The 16,263-nt window shown below is 47.0% G+C and carries 15 protein-coding genes; 4 read left to right on the forward strand and 11 right to left on the reverse strand.

Annotated elements, in window-relative coordinates; all coding sequences use genetic code 11:
* The first annotated feature begins 10 nt into the window (after positions 1–10).
* Positions 11–1,720 carry a DUF262 domain-containing protein gene (locus ACF2G4_RS17070; RefSeq protein WP_409075199.1) on the forward strand — a complete coding sequence of 570 codons (1,710 nt, stop codon included), beginning with the start codon at positions 11–13 and terminating at the stop codon, positions 1,718–1,720.
* 30 nt (positions 1,721–1,750) lie between these two features.
* Here the strand turns inward: ACF2G4_RS17070 and dndE are convergent, their stop codons facing one another.
* From dndE to ACF2G4_RS17105, 7 genes are all read right to left on the reverse strand, one after another.
* Positions 1,751–2,104 carry a DNA sulfur modification protein DndE gene (gene dndE, locus ACF2G4_RS17075; RefSeq protein ID WP_409075200.1) on the reverse strand — a complete coding sequence of 118 codons (354 nt, stop codon included), beginning with the start codon at positions 2,102–2,104 and terminating at the stop codon, positions 1,751–1,753.
* On the reverse strand, positions 2,104–4,104 hold the full coding sequence (dndD, locus tag ACF2G4_RS17080; protein WP_409075201.1) for a DNA sulfur modification protein DndD: 2,001 nt from the start codon (positions 4,102–4,104) through the stop codon (positions 2,104–2,106). The genes dndE and dndD overlap by 1 nt, the downstream gene beginning before the upstream one ends.
* The gene (dndC, locus tag ACF2G4_RS17085; protein WP_409075202.1) at positions 4,094–5,728 is read right to left on the reverse strand and encodes a DNA phosphorothioation system sulfurtransferase DndC; all 1,635 of its coding nucleotides are present in this window, start codon (positions 5,726–5,728) and stop codon (positions 4,094–4,096) included. Before dndC ends, dndD begins: the two co-directional genes overlap by 11 nt.
* Entirely contained in the window at positions 5,725–6,813 is a 1,089-nt protein-coding gene (dndB, locus tag ACF2G4_RS17090; RefSeq protein ID WP_409075203.1) for a DNA sulfur modification protein DndB, read from the reverse strand. Before dndB ends, dndC begins: the two co-directional genes overlap by 4 nt.
* Positions 6,814–7,128: 315 nt before the next feature.
* The gene (locus ACF2G4_RS17095; protein WP_215847726.1) at positions 7,129–7,797 is read right to left on the reverse strand and encodes a YecA family protein; all 669 of its coding nucleotides are present in this window, start codon (positions 7,795–7,797) and stop codon (positions 7,129–7,131) included.
* 154 nt (positions 7,798–7,951) lie between these two features.
* Positions 7,952–8,431 carry a carboxymuconolactone decarboxylase family protein gene (locus ACF2G4_RS17100; RefSeq protein ID WP_215847725.1) on the reverse strand — a complete coding sequence of 160 codons (480 nt, stop codon included), beginning with the start codon at positions 8,429–8,431 and terminating at the stop codon, positions 7,952–7,954.
* A 14-nt stretch (positions 8,432–8,445) separates the two neighbouring features.
* Positions 8,446–9,054: an FMN-dependent NADH-azoreductase gene (locus tag ACF2G4_RS17105; RefSeq protein ID WP_215847724.1), complete on the reverse strand. Its 609-nt coding sequence runs from the start codon at positions 9,052–9,054 to the stop codon at positions 8,446–8,448.
* Between the two features lie 119 nt (positions 9,055–9,173).
* On the opposite strand from ACF2G4_RS17105, the gene ACF2G4_RS17110 reads away from it, so the two are divergent.
* The 3 genes from ACF2G4_RS17110 (at position 9,174) to ACF2G4_RS17120 (ending at position 12,561) form a co-directional block, all read left to right on the forward strand.
* The gene (locus ACF2G4_RS17110; protein ID WP_409075204.1) at positions 9,174–10,571 is read left to right on the forward strand and encodes a PLP-dependent aminotransferase family protein; all 1,398 of its coding nucleotides are present in this window, start codon (positions 9,174–9,176) and stop codon (positions 10,569–10,571) included.
* Between the two features lie 172 nt (positions 10,572–10,743).
* Positions 10,744–11,934, forward strand: coding sequence for a serine hydrolase domain-containing protein (locus tag ACF2G4_RS17115; RefSeq protein WP_409075987.1), 1,191 nt, complete (start codon positions 10,744–10,746; stop codon positions 11,932–11,934).
* Between the two features lie 120 nt (positions 11,935–12,054).
* Positions 12,055–12,561: an RcnB family protein gene (locus ACF2G4_RS17120; RefSeq protein ID WP_243078661.1), complete on the forward strand. Its 507-nt coding sequence runs from the start codon at positions 12,055–12,057 to the stop codon at positions 12,559–12,561.
* Between the two features lie 34 nt (positions 12,562–12,595).
* Here the strand turns inward: ACF2G4_RS17120 and ACF2G4_RS17125 are convergent, their stop codons facing one another.
* Genes ACF2G4_RS17125 through ACF2G4_RS17140 form a run of 4 tightly spaced genes read right to left on the reverse strand, consistent with a single transcriptional unit; the run spans position 12,596 to position 16,192 of the window.
* Positions 12,596–13,708: an NAD(P)/FAD-dependent oxidoreductase gene (locus ACF2G4_RS17125; protein WP_409075205.1), complete on the reverse strand. Its 1,113-nt coding sequence runs from the start codon at positions 13,706–13,708 to the stop codon at positions 12,596–12,598.
* Positions 13,709–13,742: 34 nt separating this feature from the next.
* A complete protein-coding gene (locus ACF2G4_RS17130; RefSeq protein ID WP_332626753.1) occupies positions 13,743–14,516 on the reverse strand; it encodes an amino acid ABC transporter ATP-binding protein in 774 nt (257 codons plus the stop codon).
* Entirely contained in the window at positions 14,513–15,322 is an 810-nt protein-coding gene (locus ACF2G4_RS17135; protein ID WP_215847720.1) for an amino acid ABC transporter permease, read from the reverse strand. The genes ACF2G4_RS17130 and ACF2G4_RS17135 overlap by 4 nt, the downstream gene beginning before the upstream one ends.
* Before the next feature lie 54 nt (positions 15,323–15,376).
* A complete protein-coding gene (locus tag ACF2G4_RS17140) occupies positions 15,377–16,192 on the reverse strand; it encodes an ABC transporter substrate-binding protein (RefSeq protein WP_332626756.1) in 816 nt (271 codons plus the stop codon).
* Between the last annotated feature and the right edge of the window lie 71 nt (positions 16,193–16,263).

Below are 16,263 nucleotides of genomic sequence, written 5' to 3' on the forward strand. Positions count from 1 at the left end.
TTGGTAATGTATGGATATTAAAGCAAGCACTAGCACCTTAGAAGAAATCTTCTATGGTTTGAAAAAACGCTATTTTATACCTAAATATCAGCGTGATTACTCTTGGACGGCTAATGACGAACTTTTGGAATTATGGAATGATGTTATACACTCTTTTGTAGAATCTAAAGAGTATTTTATGGGGACCTTGCTTCTTGCTAGTAAGGAAAAAAACTCATCACATTATGATATTGTCGATGGTCAGCAAAGAGCTATAAGTTTCATGCTTCTTTTATCTGTAATACAAGACTATGCTAAATTAGTTGTTGATGGGAAATTAACAATTAATGATTTAGATTGCATAAACTCTGATAGATTAGAAGTTGCTGATTCGCTTTATTCAAGTGTAAGCCGTCATATAAAGCAAGACGATTTTTACTTAAAAGCAAATAATAAGGATTCTAAGCATTTTGAAAAGATGCTTAACGTTTCTAAACGAGAACTATTTACTCATTTTAGTAAGAAAGACAATAGAATTATTAAGGCAAAGAGATTTTTTCAAGATAAAATAAGCAAACAGTTTTTCGGGCGATCAAATTCGTTGATTGAACTTCAGAGTTTCTTTCGTTTTGTTATTACAAATCTGAAGTTCGTAACTATATATGTTGAGGACGATTTTGATGCTTATGTGATTTTTGAATCTCTCAATTCTAAAGGTATGGATTTATCGGTAGCAGATCTACTCAAAAATAAGATTTTAAGTAACATGAAGGTAAGTAATCAGGATGATGCTCTTGTCGACTGGGATGACCTTGTAAAAACAGTACAAAATGCATCGGCTAATTTTGTGGATTTTATTAAAATATATTGGAATGCATATGAGTCTGTTGACGTAACAAAGTCGACATTATATCAAGCTATTAGAAAAAAAATAGGCAATAATGAAATTAAGACTCAGGAACTACTCTCTAATCTAGTTAATAATGCAGAATCGTTTGACCGCCTGCGTAATAAAAATAGATTAAATTGGCCTAAAATAAACACTCATGAAAAATGGGCCTCTAATGTCGCTGAGATGAATTTACTCGGCTATACCATTCATCTTCCAACATTTTTATATGCATTGCATAATAACGAAAAAATATTACCTCAGCTCTCTAAGCTTTCCCTAAATTTATTATTTAGGTGGGTTACTATTTGTGATTATGGTGTGGGAGAGATTGATTCATTATTTAAAAAAGTCCTTGCAGATATGCAATGTGGTAAAGGTGATGATGAAATTTTAAGCAATTTTTTTCCATTAATTGAAAAGGTTAAATCACCGTTTAAAGAATGTTTTCTCGCATTCGATTCCGAAAGCTCTGTAATATTGAAGTATATTATATGTAAAGTTGAATTATATCAGGGCGGCAAGGCATCAATTCCAGATTTTAACGAAGTTGATTTGGAACATATATTTCCTAAAAATCTTTCTCGATGGGAAAATATTGGCGATACTAGCCATTTTTCCAAACCCTATAGTCGATGGATTAATTCTGTCGGCAATGTACTTTTATTAGAGAAAGGGAAGAATAGGAAAATAAAAGATATTTGTTTTTCTGATAAGATTGAGGTTTATAAAACGTCTGCGTTTTCCCACACTTTAGAAGTGTCACAGGTTTTTCATTGGGGAGAAAATAATATACGCCAAAGAGCTAAGGATTTGAGTGATTTGGCTGAAGTTATCTGGGGTTTTGAATAATTTACACTCCCCTCATAACGAGGGGAGTTTTTATATTGCATTAACAAATTTGCTTAAGCTTTTATGATTCCTTATGCTAGAAATTCCATCATCAACATGCGCAGCCCAAGCTTTAAGGTATTCTCTATTATCCATTCCATTATAAAGCATTTTTAATGTCAGCTCAGTGAGATGAAGCGTATCACCTAGCCATGTGATTTTATCAAGCACTAATGAGCCGTCATTTTTTTTTGTATCACCCATACCTTTATAACGAAAACCACTTTCTACTGAACGAAAAAATGCGATTCTTGCCGTAACATTAGGGGTCAATCCCGTATAAGCCTTAAGCTTCTTAAGCTGATCTTCTGTGGTCCGACTAAGTTGCATACGATTTGGAAGCATTACACGATCTCCTTAGTAAGTTCCCAGAAGTAACCTTTGCTGATTGATGAAGATTTTGTGAATGCATTGAATTTAATTTCAAATGCATGAGAAATATCATCTCTCAATTGGTCGACAAAATATTTTTCATCAACTTCGGTATCTGTCGATAGCAATACAACTTGATGGCTTGCGTATGGGAAATAATGGTTAATTAATTTATCGCGATGATAGGAATCAAGTCTGCCTAAAGGCGTATCGATAATTACCGGTAATTCGCGCCCAGATGTTTTGGCTAATGCTTCCAAAATTGCAATGGCATAAATTTGTTTTTCACCAGCAGAGAGAAGCTTTCTGTTTATCGCAATGTTATTTTCATCAACCAATTCAACATCGAATGTTGCTGGGTTGATATGAGCTGAAAGTTTAAGATCTTCCTTACGTGCTAGCTTTCGATAAGCCATTTCGAAATTTGCTTCAAGCTTCTTCACTCTTGCCTTAGTGAGCACGTCTGTATAGGAGTCCAATAGTCCGATCGTTTCTTCCGCATTTTTTAGCGAGCTAACAAATCCATATTGGTCTCTCTCAGCATCATGAAACTTCTGAATTTGCTTAGCGGCATCCAACTGTTGTTGTTTGAATTTCTTGGCTTCTTCAATATGAAATCTATAGTTATTCTTTTGCTCGATGCGCTTAACGTCTAATTTTCTCAAGCTATTAAAAATGTCTAATAACTGATCATCTTCTGGCGCTCTTGCTATGTTAGCTGAGGACTGCTCTAACATATTTTCGACTTTTGTTAACTCAGATCGGTAATCATCAAAGCGCTGCCATGAACTTTTACTTCCTTGTTCAATAGCATATTTGATAATCCCAGCTTCACGTTCAGAAATATCAAACAGTAAATCGCCTTTAGGTTTCGCTTGCATGTACATTTCAAGCTGGTCAGAAATAGCTTCCGTAGCAATAATACTAGTTTCTCTTGATCTAAACGCCATGTCAGCTTTGAGCTGTTCAAGAAATGAAGTAAGTTCTTTTTCGAAGCTTTTAGTTTGCTTAATTTCAGCTTCGTTCTCAATTCTCGTTAAAAGTTGATAAAGTGTTTTTGGAGCTAAAGCAAACGGTAGGGTACCATCACATTCGTGACGTAAAGCCTTTTCTAAACGTTCTTTGTCTTTTACAAGCTCATCAACTTTTTTCTCTTCCTGAGTTTTTGTTAATGCAAATGCACCGCCTTGGGCGCTCAGTTGCCCTTCAAATTTTATGATTTGTAAGGTCAGAAATTCAATCTGAGCATTTATCTCATCTAAGGCTGCCATATGCTCTTCTGCCTTGAAACCTAAACTGTTCTGCTGCTCTTCCAGTACTCTGATCTTTTTTTGCTGTTCAGTACTGAGCTGCTTAGCATATTGCCGTTTAGTAAAGATTGCCAAATCATTACGTAATTTGGATATAAGATCTAATCCGAGCAGGCGCCGTACTGCCGTTCTTAGTATATTGCCGGTTTCATCTTCAGCCAGCTCTGCAATTTTTTCGCCATCAAAAAAGAAGAGATCTGCAATTCCATGAGGTATTAGTTCATTTAAAAATCCTTGGCACTGCTCATAGTTGAGTTCTTCAAGATGCGCACCATCTTGCAGCAGTGACAACTTATCTTTCTTACCTCTTTTCCAAGAGCGAGTAACAGTGAATTCAGACTCTTTGCCACCTTTGTTATAAGTAAAAATCAGTTCGATAGAAGCATCATCTGGCCGCTGTGTTTGGCTCACACCATTATGAATTAATGATGTGAGCTGGTTGATGTAATCCTGCTGTTGGCTGGATTGATCAAAAGCCAGTCGTCCGTAGAGGGCCAAACGGATTGCCGTTAAGATTGATGTTTTACCTGCACCATTTAGACCACCAAAAAGAACGATAGGACGGTCATGTAATTCTCGTTCCCGTTTTTTTGGTGCTAAATCGATAATATGCGTCCCACGGAAAACACGAAAATTCCGCAAAACTAATTGTTTAATGATCATTTTCTACAACCTCACGATGAACATGTGAGGGCTCATCTGCCTCAACTAACATGCGTTGCAACTTTTGTAGCTCCGCTTCTAACTTGCTTACTTCTTCCTGATGCAAATCTCGCTGATTACGCTTCTGTAATGCTGATTGCTTTTCTTGGATCTGCTCGAGGCTTCCCCAGTCCTGTTTCAAAATGGTGCCAATTTTTTCGAAAATTCCCTGACGGCGGCTTATTCCTTCCATTGAGATTTCCAGCTCAATGAGCTTCATCACCATTTCAGGTTCAACATCAAAATCCTGAGTTATGTGAGCTAGCAATTCTGCATCGCTTGCATTGAAACGGGATTGATCATCTACAACCCAGTTCAGATCCTTTCCGTAAACGCTACGATAAATTTCCGGTAATGAGTCATTCCAGTCTGGTTCATTCGGATCTTTTAACCATTCCTGACGAATTGCATGTAATTCCGGATGAGTAATCAGCGTTAGATCATGTCCGTTGTCATTAATGCTTTTTTCAATTTGAAGAAGTTTTTTCAGCCAATCTTTACGGTATGAAAGCCAGTAAGGGCCAGGAACATGCTTACGTTCAGCACTAAGCTCCTCACCATCTTTGGCATACTGATAGCTCACCTTACCGGTTCTTCTTTTATGATTACGATAAGTATCCTTTTGAGTTGGATCTGACGTCACTGCCAGCATGTCGCGGAATTTAAGCAACGGAAGCATCCAGTCCTCACCATTTTGGATTAAGCTCTCCATCGCTTTATCTTTGGTTACAACTGTACAAGTCCAGCAGCCAAAACGTGAATTACCGCAAGAAGGCGTACTGTCATCAATTACAAGCGGGCATTCTCCTTGGTTAGATGAATCCATATACAATGTCCAAAGCGGGCGGTTGTTCCCTCCCCATGGGCTTTCCCATTCTTCAACTTCGTTTGGCGAATAGCGGAAAGCACCGCGAAGTAATTTCCAAACGTCTTCTACATCCCAAGTATCTATTGGGGTATAGATAAAGGCATTTGATAGCGTTGTATGACGGGCAAGATGTGTGCCATCAATTTTATGTTTAGCGATGACTTGGGCGCGTGAAGAGCTTTCACTGCTACGTGAACCGAGCACTACAATCACTTCTTCGAATTGGCTAACTTTTTCGCGAATGAAGTCGCTTACGGGGTTGATCTTCATGCGCTCGGTGCACCAACGAAAGCTTCTGGTTGGTGTTGGGTAGCCTTTACCGAGCAGATTTACCCAAAAAGTTTCATGGGTTTTCGGCACAACGGGATGTTGAGTAATCGGCAATTTATCGCGCTTAGCACCAGCTTCAATTTGCAACATCGTTTTTTTAATTAAATCAACGACAACGGGCGTTTCGACTAGTGTATCTGAAGAGACCAGAAAAATAGGTTTTGTTCGTAACTTAGGTGGAAGGCCTAACAAAGCCAAATACGTCAGAGTAATGACTGCTGATGAGTCCTTGCCTCCACTATAGCCAATGACCCAAGGGCGTTTATCGGCGCAATAAATTCTCTGCACTTCGGAAACATATTCCGCAAGCGGACGACCAGCGAATTCTTCCAAATTGATGAAGTCTTCATAATCATCCAAATCATGGACATTAATTAGGTTACTCATATTTTTGTAACTACCTGTGCTTCAAGCTGCTTTTCCTCTGGTGTCAGAGGTAAGCCCAAGGCATTTTTGAGAAGATTGCAGGTGAGCTGAATGGCCGTTGTTGATTTACTCAACTTGCCGTGCAGCATTGCTCGTTTTAACCATTCTGGATTGGTTTTGCGCCAATCGATGGTTTTCAACTGATTTAATTTTTCATGCCAGTCATGCGGATGCTCTGTCAAAAGGCTTCTGCCCAACATACCTAATGCATGTAGGCCGATTCCATGGGCATGTAAATAGTCTTGCCGAAGTTGAGCTGGGGATACTTCTTTCTTTGCGGCCATTTGCCAGTCTGGAATAACGTTGAAAACTGCTTGCCAATACTCAATGGCGATTTTTTTTTCATCATCATCACAACCGTCTTTCGGGCCTTTACCAAGCAACGCTCTAGTGGCTTGCTTGATACTGCTCAAGGTAAATAGCTTACTTGAAAGCGTTGATATACTTGATTTTTCCATTTCGGTCAGACCGATGAAAGGTTCAACATTTGCAGCCATAAATCGGGCCAGTTCTGAACCAACATCACGGTGATCATAAAGCGTGGCCAAAGATGGACTTGGCTTAACCGCATACTTATTGAGATCGGCAAACATTTGTTGACTACGCCGAAGACCTTCATCGACGAAGAAAAGCACAGGAATGTTGTCATGACCCAATTCAGGTCGTTCCTCCAATGCTTCTTCAATAGCTTTCCGACGATGTTGGCCATCATTTATTAATATCTGCGCGTCCATTGGTACTTTTAAAGTTCCCAAGTTACCGGATCCCATATTTTCTACAAATTCGACTTCGACTGCTATAGATGCCGTAAGAGCAGAAAAAACGTAATCTTTTGGATTTTCTAGTAAATAACGAACCATATCGGGAATGCGGCTTTTATTGAGGATGCGCTGCGCGCGCAGCTCAGGTGGCACCTCAGATTCATCAAAGCTGAAAATCTTAGGAATGATACGCATCGGACAAGTTGCAATGTAAAATGGGCGTCCTGCCTGTATCCCTCGTACCGCTGGGAATGAATAACAATAATCCGTGTCAAAACTTGACATAACAACCTCCACCAGAGCAAAAAAACTAATGCTACGTTATTTTTTAACGCAGGATCGGCAATGTGATGTCATTTTTTCACGTAATAATGGTATTTTCAAATTGAATTTTTAATCAATGTGAAGCTTAAATTTTTAGCAAATTAATGAAGACTGACTGCAAAACAAAACTTGTCATTCAAGGCAGAACAAATGTGTTGCGGAAACTTATTTAAGAAGACTTTAGCTTTCTGCGGGTAGGTTTACTTCATACAAAATACAGTGTTGGCTAAACCAAAATTGAAAAAGGCTGCCATCGGCAGCCTTTTTCAAATCCAATCAGTGCAAACAACACTGCTTAAACTTTTTCCCGCTGCCGCATGGGCAGGGATCATTCCTGCCTGGCAACTTATCTGCCACGATCGGCTTTTGCACCATTGGAATCGCTTCTGGCTGTGAAATCCAGTGATCATGCAGCGCCAGTGCAGCAGGGCGGATGGCATCAATGCTGGCTTCCATTTCGTCTGGCGACAGCGCATCAATTTTCTCAAGGTTCTCTTCAGATCCATGCAGAGCGATGGCATCCAGTGCTGGCTGCAGCTCCTGTGGCAGGGCAGACCAATCAGTCAGCGCCACGCCGCGCATGTAGCCAAAGCACCACTCTTCCACGACGGTGAATTCCAGACCTTCCATCTCGCGGATGCCAAATACCGGTTCAAACTGCTCTGGGAACTCCGAAAGGCGATCGGCAATGTCGTTCATGTGCTGAAAGCAGAGTTCCATAAAGCGCGTCATCTCGCGCTCGTTGGTCCATTTCGGAATATGCTTTTGGCCGCCCCACATGGCAACCAGCCACTCGCTGGGTTCAACCGTTGTCGGGCCCGAAAGCACGGCAGTCAACAGGCCGTCCAATTCAGAGACATCCAGTATCGACGCTTCACTGCCGTGTTTTTCCAGCATCTCTTCAAGCCATTCCAGCTCTTTCTCGGACAGTGGGCCTTCTTTCATACGGTTGCCTCCCGGGCATTTCATTAATCAGAAAAAACCGCAGCAGTGTACACGCCTATCCACTCAACGTCAGGTATATACCCGCCATACTTAAGGGTGCAGCAAGGCGCGTCGCCTCTGCACCCAAGCTTAAAGTATACCGGGTATAAAACGATTAATTTAAATCAGCGCGATCCAGGCCATACGCTTTATCCAGCGCGCCAGGCTCCATCTGTGAAAGCACCATCAGGCGGTTCCAGCTGTTGATGACGGAAATAGCCATCGCCAATTCTGAGATTTCGACCTCTGAAAAGTGCTCGCTCACGGCGTGATAAAGTTCATCCGAAACCCCATGCGCATTAATACGCGTTAGCGCTTCAGTTAATGCCAATGCGGCTTTCTCTTTCGCACTAAATAACGGCGATTCACGCCATACGGCAACATGATAAATACGCAGTTCGCGTTCGCCGTCCAGTTTGGCTTGTTTGATGTGCATATCGACACAAAAGGTGCAGCCATTTAACTGTGAAGCACGGATATCAATCAGATGCTTCATCATGCTGTCGATGGCGCTTTTATGTGAAGCCAGGGTGACGTCGCTAAGCGATTTAACCAAGCCAGGAATCGTTTTAAAGTGATTTACACGTGATGTCATGATGGTGCCCTCAGTTAATTAAACAGATGATCAATGCATTGCAATGCATGAGGTAAGGCGGTTTGACGGCTCACAGGATCGTGTGTGCCGTCGACTCGAATAAACTTCACATCGTCAATGCCGATATAAGCCAGTGCGGTGCGAATATAGGGCGTGAACTGATCGTCCTGCATGAAAGGTCCTTGGGCAAAAACGCTGCCGCTGGCAACCACGCAATAAACCTGTTTGTTATTCACCAAGCCAATCTTGCTGCCTTCGGCCGTGAAGGCGAAGGTGCGCCCAGCGCGGGTGATATGGTCAAACCAGGCTTTAAGGACCGATGGCAACCCGAGGTTCCACATCGGTGATGCGATCACCAGCAGATCCGTTTCCAGCAGTTGATCAACCAGATGCTCCGATGTTGCGATTGCCTCGCACTGTTCTGCGGTCCGGCTGTCAGCGGGGGTAAAGAATGCGCCGATTGTGAATGCATCAAGGTGCGGTAACGGATCGCGGGAAAGATCAATCACGGTTTCAACCAAGGCGGGATGGCGCAGCTTGAGTTTGTCTACCAAATAAGATGAAGCGGTACGCGAGGCGGAACCTGCGAGATCAGGACTGACTTTGATATGCAGCAGTTTCATTACTTTTCCTCTTCAAGATGTACGGTTGTGCTGGTAATGGCGCAACGAATGCAGGCATCTTAGCGAGATATGACTGAGGTAAAAGGGTCAAAACTGATGAAAACAGGTAGGACATAGGCGTGGGCTATAAAGAGATCTACGCGCGCTATCGCCAACAGATTATGGCGGGCGCGCTGAAGCCGGGCGACAAAGTGCCCGCCATTCGCGTGCTGGCTGAAGAGTTAAAGGTGGCGAGAAAAACCGTTGAAGCGGCCTACGCCGTGTTGATCGGTGAAGGTTATTTGGTCAGTCAGGGCGCGAAAGGCACGCGCGTGAATCCCGATCTGGTGATCTCGCGACGAGAGCCAGCCGAAGAACCCGCGCCGTTAGCAGACAGCAGCCTAAACCAGCTAACCGGATTGCGTGATAATCCTGGGGAAATGCGGCTGGGTATTCCCTCGCTGGATGAGTTTCCGCTGAAAAAATGGTTACTGATTTCCGGCAAAGTGGCGCGCAGCCTGCGCCCGGAAGAGATGACGAACCAGCCAGTAACCGGTTACGCACCGCTGCGCGAAGCCATCGCCGGTTATCTAAACATCTCACGTGGTCTCGATTGTCAGCCAGAGCAGGTGTTTATCACCAGCGGTTATCGCGCCAATTTACGGCTGATTCTGCAGGTGCTGGCGCAGCCGAGCGACAAGGTGATATTTGAAGATCCCGGCTATTTTTTTGGTCAGAAATTACTGAAGCGTATTGCGCCTAACCTGCATTATGCGCCGGTTGATCGTCAGGGGATCAACGTCGATTATCTGCTGCGGTATCATGCGGATGCGCGTTTCCTGATTACCACGCCAACGCATCACAGCCCGCTGGCGGTCACGCTCTCATTGCCACGTAAACATCAGTTGCTGGGATGGGCGCAAGAGAATCAATCATGGATCATTGAGGATGATTACGACGGCGAATTTCACTACACCAAAAAGGTGATCCCGGCTTTGAAAAGCCTCGATCATGACGATCGGGTGATCTACATCGGTACCTTCAGTAAAACGGTGATGCCCGCGCTACGGATCGGCTATATCGTGATGCCAAAAGAGACCGTTTCTCGCTTTAAAGAGTTGGGCGAAATCACAGAAACGGGCTTGTCACTGTTACCGCAAAAGATCCTGGCGCAATTTCTCAGCGAGGGACACTTTTACAAGCACATAAAAAAAATGCGAACGCTTTATCAGCAGCGCCGCCGCCTGATGTTGGACGCGCTTAACCGGCTGTTTCCTGAGACGTTCAGCTATGAACTGAGTGATGGTGGCATGCACATTGTCGCGTTTTTGCGGCGCGGCACGCAGGATGTCGCGCTAGCAGAACTCTGGCAGGCGCAGCAGTTGCAGGTGTTTTCTTTGTCGGCATGGTACACGCAGACGCAGAAACGCTATGGCCTGATCATTGGTTACACCAATATTCGTTCAGAACAGCAGGCGATGACTTTGTTGCAGCGGGTGCAGCAGCCAACGTTGGCCTTGCTGCAGCAGGCAAACTAACGCCAAAACCGCGCTACAGCGCTGTTGCGCTTTATGGTATCTTGCGCCGCATTCGATGTTTTATTGACCGCCTAACCTCTTCACCAAAAAACGATAAACGGGCATTTTTGCTTTCACCAGGATGGACAGTTTGACGCACTTTTTTGCCCGCTATCTCACTGCGCAGAATACGCTGTGGGGCGACCTGTTACTGCGATTTTTCGCGGTGATATTTTGCTCGTTCCTGCTTTCTGCCTGCGGCACGCTGTCGCAAACCTCTGCACCGGTAGGCGATCGGGTTTATCTCATGCATGACACCTTTCATGAAAACGTTGATGACATCGTGCGTCATTACATGCAGGAGAAACAGGTTTCTGGCATCAGCATTGCGATTATCCATCGCGGCGGGCCGGCGCAATTTTATTCTTTTGGCGTTACGGATGATCTGCACCGTTATCCGATCACCCCTGATACGCTGTTTGCGCTGGGATCGCTAAGTAAAGGCGTGACGGCAGAAGTCATTATCCAACTGGTGAATCAGGGCCAGCTACATTGGAATGACACGCTAAAAGCGTTGTTGCCAGATAGTGTGAAGCTAAGCGCAGATGCACAGCGAATTACGCTGTTGCAGCTGGTAACACACACGTCTGGCTTACCGCGTCAGGATATGGATTTGCCGATGCTGCGCCAGTTTATGCGCTATCTGGGGAACGGTGAAAACTTCTATGGCAGCCTTGATAGCGATGCATTGCTGGAATATCTGGCGGATTTCTCCGCACCCGCAGTGCAGGTGCCGCACTACTCCAATCTCGGTTATGCGCTGCTTGGCTACATCCTGCAGCACCGTTTTCACCAGGATATTCAGACGCTGGCATCAAACCTGATATTCACCCCGCTACAGATGTGCCAAAGCAGCTTCAAGCCAGAACAACTTGCTGCTTATCCCTGGCGTGCGCTGGGCCATGCAGGCGATCAGCCCAAATTTATTGCCCGCGGTACGCTGACGCCGGATTGGCATTTCAAAGGTAACATGGTGGCGGCGGCCAGCCTTTATAGCAACGCACGCGATCTGATTACTTATTTGCAGGCGCATTTAGCGGCAACGGATAATCCCGCCTTAAATCAGGCTTTCGAGGCGGTAAATCGCCCTTGGTATCAGTATGGTACTCAGGCACAAAATATCGCCTGGGTAACCGATGAGCTGGACGGCCAAAAAATTACTTATCAGGTGGGTTATATTGGCGGTTATTCCAGTTTTATTGGCTACGATAAACGTAACGGGAATGCCATTGTGGTATTACAGAATGCGTTTAACTGGAGCAATTATCTGGGCATTGCCTTGCTGGTGGATTTGGCCGCTAAAGCGCGAGTTAATCAGCGCTAGCCGGGGAATAGCGTCGCGTTTCCTTACACTTAGCTGAAAAGTGCAGGGAACTGAGTTGCTGTACAGAATGTCTATCTCTTGGTCTACTGTTACTCATACTAATTCAACGTGGAAATCATTATGCGCAGGACTCACATCGCTTTTCTTTCAGTAGGATTACTGTTTGGCTCATTGAGCCTTGTTACCGCTGCTCAGGCCGCCAATGAAGGCACTGACACCGTGCCGCCGCCGCCGCAAATTCAGCAGGCCGATCCCAACGCGCAGCCAGATGCTAATGCCGCGCAGCCAGATGCCACAACACCACAGCCACAAGCACCGTCTTCACAATCTAATGATGGCATTACGCCGACTACGCCAGCGCAGCCTGATGCGAATGCGCCAACCGGCACGCCAAACTACGATCTCACCACCATCATTATCGATTACAAAGAGTACAAAGTGGGCGATACCGTGCCGCAGCAGTACACCGAAAAAACGTACACCATCACTGAATGGCAAAAACGTAATCTGCCTGCGCCACAAGAAAATACCCATTGGGCTTACATCAACGCCAACTACATTTTGATTACCAATGACACCGGTAAAATTGTTATGGGTAAATCAGGCGATATTTTCTTCCGTGGATAAATAAAAGAGCCGGTCGAGATGACCGGCTCTTTTGTTAGCCAAAGCGCTCGGCGCGGAAAGCGGCCAGCATAGGATGCTTCTCTCCGGTAACAATCTCATCCGCCAGTAGTTCTCCGACGATCAATGCCAACGTTGCGCCCGAATGGGTAAACGCCACAAAACAGCCCGGCACTTTCTCCAGCTCACCCAACACGGGATCGCCATCGCCTGGGATCGGTTTTAATCCCAGCTTCCAGCTTTCCGCCTTCAGTGGTGTGCCAGCGCGCAGCAGCTTGCTGGCTTCCTGCGCCAGTTGTGCCACTACGCTTTCTTCGATCTGATAAGTGCCATCCGCTTGCAGTTTGATGTCGTTTTCATACCAGTCATGATCCAGCGCGTAACGCTTGCCGGGATTGGGCCGCACCGCCGCGCGCGGGGTATTCAGCACTGTTTTTAGCGGTTGATCGCTTGCCTCTGTAATCACCAACATGGAAACCGGCGATCCGTTGGGAAGGGTGACACCCAGCGGCGCGACCACATCTGGCGTCCAGGGACCGCAGGCAACCAGCACGGCATCCGCCGCTATTTCGCCTTTATCATAGCGGATTCCTTTCGCGCGACCTTGTTCGGCAATGACACTGGCTTTGCCGGCGTGCTCAATAATTTCACCGCCCAGCGCACGAAACTGCCCAGACAGATGCGCGATCAAATGCGGCAAGCTGACCCAACCTTCGCCGGGATTAAAAATCGCTTCCTCTGCCATCGCTTGCGGATCGACACCTTTATCGACCTGCGCCACGGTAGCGGGCGTAATCAAATGCGAATCGTAGCCGTGCGCTTTTTCGTAAGCGTGGCGCGTCTGTGTTCCCGCCACATCGTTGGCAGGCCAGCAAAGGCCGCCATCAAAACGCAGCCAGTCACGTGTAGGATCGGCAGCAAACAGCGTACGATAGCGATCAATACCCGCCATACGCAGGGCGTGGTAAGGCTTCGATCGTTCACCTGCGGAGTTTAGCCACGACAGCGAACGTCCCGAAGCCCCAGAACACAACGCGGCTTCTGTTAACAAGGTGACTTTCGCACCGCGCTTTGTCAGTTCTAACGCACTAGAAACCCCTAATACACCGCCACCCAGCACCAAGACGTGCATGTCGTTTTTTACCGCCATTGTTAAGTTCCTTACGTTTAAAAGTGGGGAAGGATTACAGCACTTCCGAAAGAAAACGTTGCAGACGCGGCGATTGCGGCGCGTCAAAAATAGCGCTGGGCGAACCGGCTTCGACAATCTCACCTTCGTCCATAAACACCACCTGATCGGCAACCTTGCGCGCAAAGCCCATCTCATGTGTGACCACCACCATCGTCATGCCGCGGCGACATAAATCAGCCATCAATGTCAGCACGCCTTTCACCAATTCGGGATCAAGCGCCGAGGTCGCTTCATCAAACAGCATGACTTCAGGATCCATCGCTAACGCACGGGCAATCGCTACACGCTGCTGTTGTCCGCCAGAGAGATCGCGGGGGTGTTGATCGGCGCGCGGGCCTAATCCCACTTCCTCCAGCCGCTGGCGGGCAATCGCAAACGCCTGCGCTTTCGGCAGCCCTTTGACTTTCCACGGTGCCAGCGCCACGTTTTCCAGCGCGCTGTGATCCGGGAACAGATTGAAGTGCTGAAAAACCATGCCGATGCGCAGCCTTAACGCGTCGGGCTTGTCACGCAGCACTGATCGATCCGCCAGAAATACATCGCCCGACTTGGGTTCATGCAGCCGGTTGATCCCTCGCAGCAGCGTCGATTTACCCGAGCCGGATGGTCCAATAATGCAGGTGGTGGTGCCAGGCGCGATCTTCAGCGAGACACCGCGCAGGACGTCGATCGGCCCGTAAGCCAGTGTGAGGTCACGCAATTCCAGGCTGGCGCCATGCCAGTTGGCCTGAGCAGGCTGCTCGGCGAGACGTGTTTGGCTCATCATTGCCCCCGATCGCTGATTAATGGATTGGTCGCCAGTGTGTTATTGGGCAGCTTTTGCACTTCGTCCACCTCTTTTAACCCACTTTGCGGTGCGCTAAGACGGCGGCGGCCGGTGCGATAGCGCACATCGACATAGTTCACCATGTGGGTAAGCGGCACGGTAATCACCAGATAAAACAGGCCAGCCAGCATCAGCGGTGAAAGGTTGCCGGTGAGTACTGCTGCATCCTGGCCCACGCGGAACAGCTCGCGCTGGTTGGTCATCAAACCCAGCAGATAAACCAGTGACGAATCTTTAATAATGGCAATGAACTGGTTCACGATAGCGGGCAGCACGCGGCGAATCCCTTGTGGGATCACGACCAGCCGCATCGCGCGTCCATAACTCATGCCCAGTGCACGACAGGCTTCCATTTGGCCGCGCTCAACGCTTTGAATACCGGAACGGAAAATTTCACCCATATAAGCGCTGGCAATCAGGCTGAGCGCAAAAATGCCAAGCGGGTAGGGCGTAGGGCCAAACAGCTGATAGCTGAAACGCGCCAGGCCTTGACCAATCAGCAGAATGGTCAGAATGGAGGGCAGGCCGCGAAACAGATCGGTGTAAAGACGAGCGGGTATACGCAGCCAGCGTGAGGGCGAAATGCCCATCAGCGCCAGCAGCAAGCCAAACAGCGTGCCGAGCAGCGTAGCGGCAAGCGAGATGATCAACGTGTTCACCAGGCCCGTCGCCAGCAGTTGCGGCAGCACCTCCATCATCGAAGGAAAATCGAAAAAGGTGCGAGAAAGAATTGTGAAAAGATCCATCGCCATTCTCCAGTCAGTACGGATGAGGTTGGCGCAAAACGCTAAGCGTCTGCGTTAAGACTGGCCGTCGGGTAGATATTGTTTTGGCATTGGCGAGCCAGGGAACCATTTCTGGTAAAGCTGTTTCCAGGTGCCATCCTGCATCGCGGCTTTGATGGCCTTATCCAGCGCGGCTTTGAATTCAGGTTTACCTTTGGCGATGGCGACGCCAGCGGGCGCATCAAACGAGGGAATGTCGGCGGCAGAAACCAGTTTGAAGCGATCGGCATAGCTTTTGGCCGCTTCGTAATCGAGGAATACGGCATCAAGCGTGCCGTTGTTCAGCGCAGAGATTGCGGCGTTGTTATCGGGAAAACGCACCAGATCGCTTTGGGTGAAATGCTGTGCCGCGTAGTTTTCCTGCAAAGTGCCTTGAATCACACCCAGACGGCGTTTAGCTAACGTCTCCACGTTCTTTACGCCGCTGTCGCTGCGGGTGAGCACCGTAAGATAACCGGCGAGATATCCGGTCGAGAAATCCACGGTTTTTTCCCGTGCCGGCGTAATGCCGATAGCCGCTACCGCCGCATCATATTGCCCGTTAGCCACGGCTGGCATGATTGCCGAGAAGTCCTGACCAATAAAATCGACGTTATCGATCCCCATGCGATGGGCCACGTTTTTGAAGAATTCGACGTCGAAGCCGGTGAACTGACCGCTGGCGTCGGTGAAGGTGTAAGGCTTGGAATCCCCCACGCTGGCAACACGTAGATGGCCGGGTTCAATCAAGCCGTAAGGATTGGCGGTTGACGCCGCCAGCGTGCTGAACGAAAGCGAACACAGGGCGATGGAGGTGCAGAGCAGTTTGCTCAGAGTCATTTGCGATTTCATAGCTCATCCGTTTTGCAGGTTAAACATCAGAGACAGTTGAGCCGGAAATTTATTTTTGAGACCGGTCTCAA

The sequence above is a fragment of the Pantoea phytostimulans genome (assembly GCF_046118715.1).
Classification (GTDB): Bacteria; Pseudomonadota; Gammaproteobacteria; order Enterobacterales; family Enterobacteriaceae; genus Pantoea; species Pantoea phytostimulans.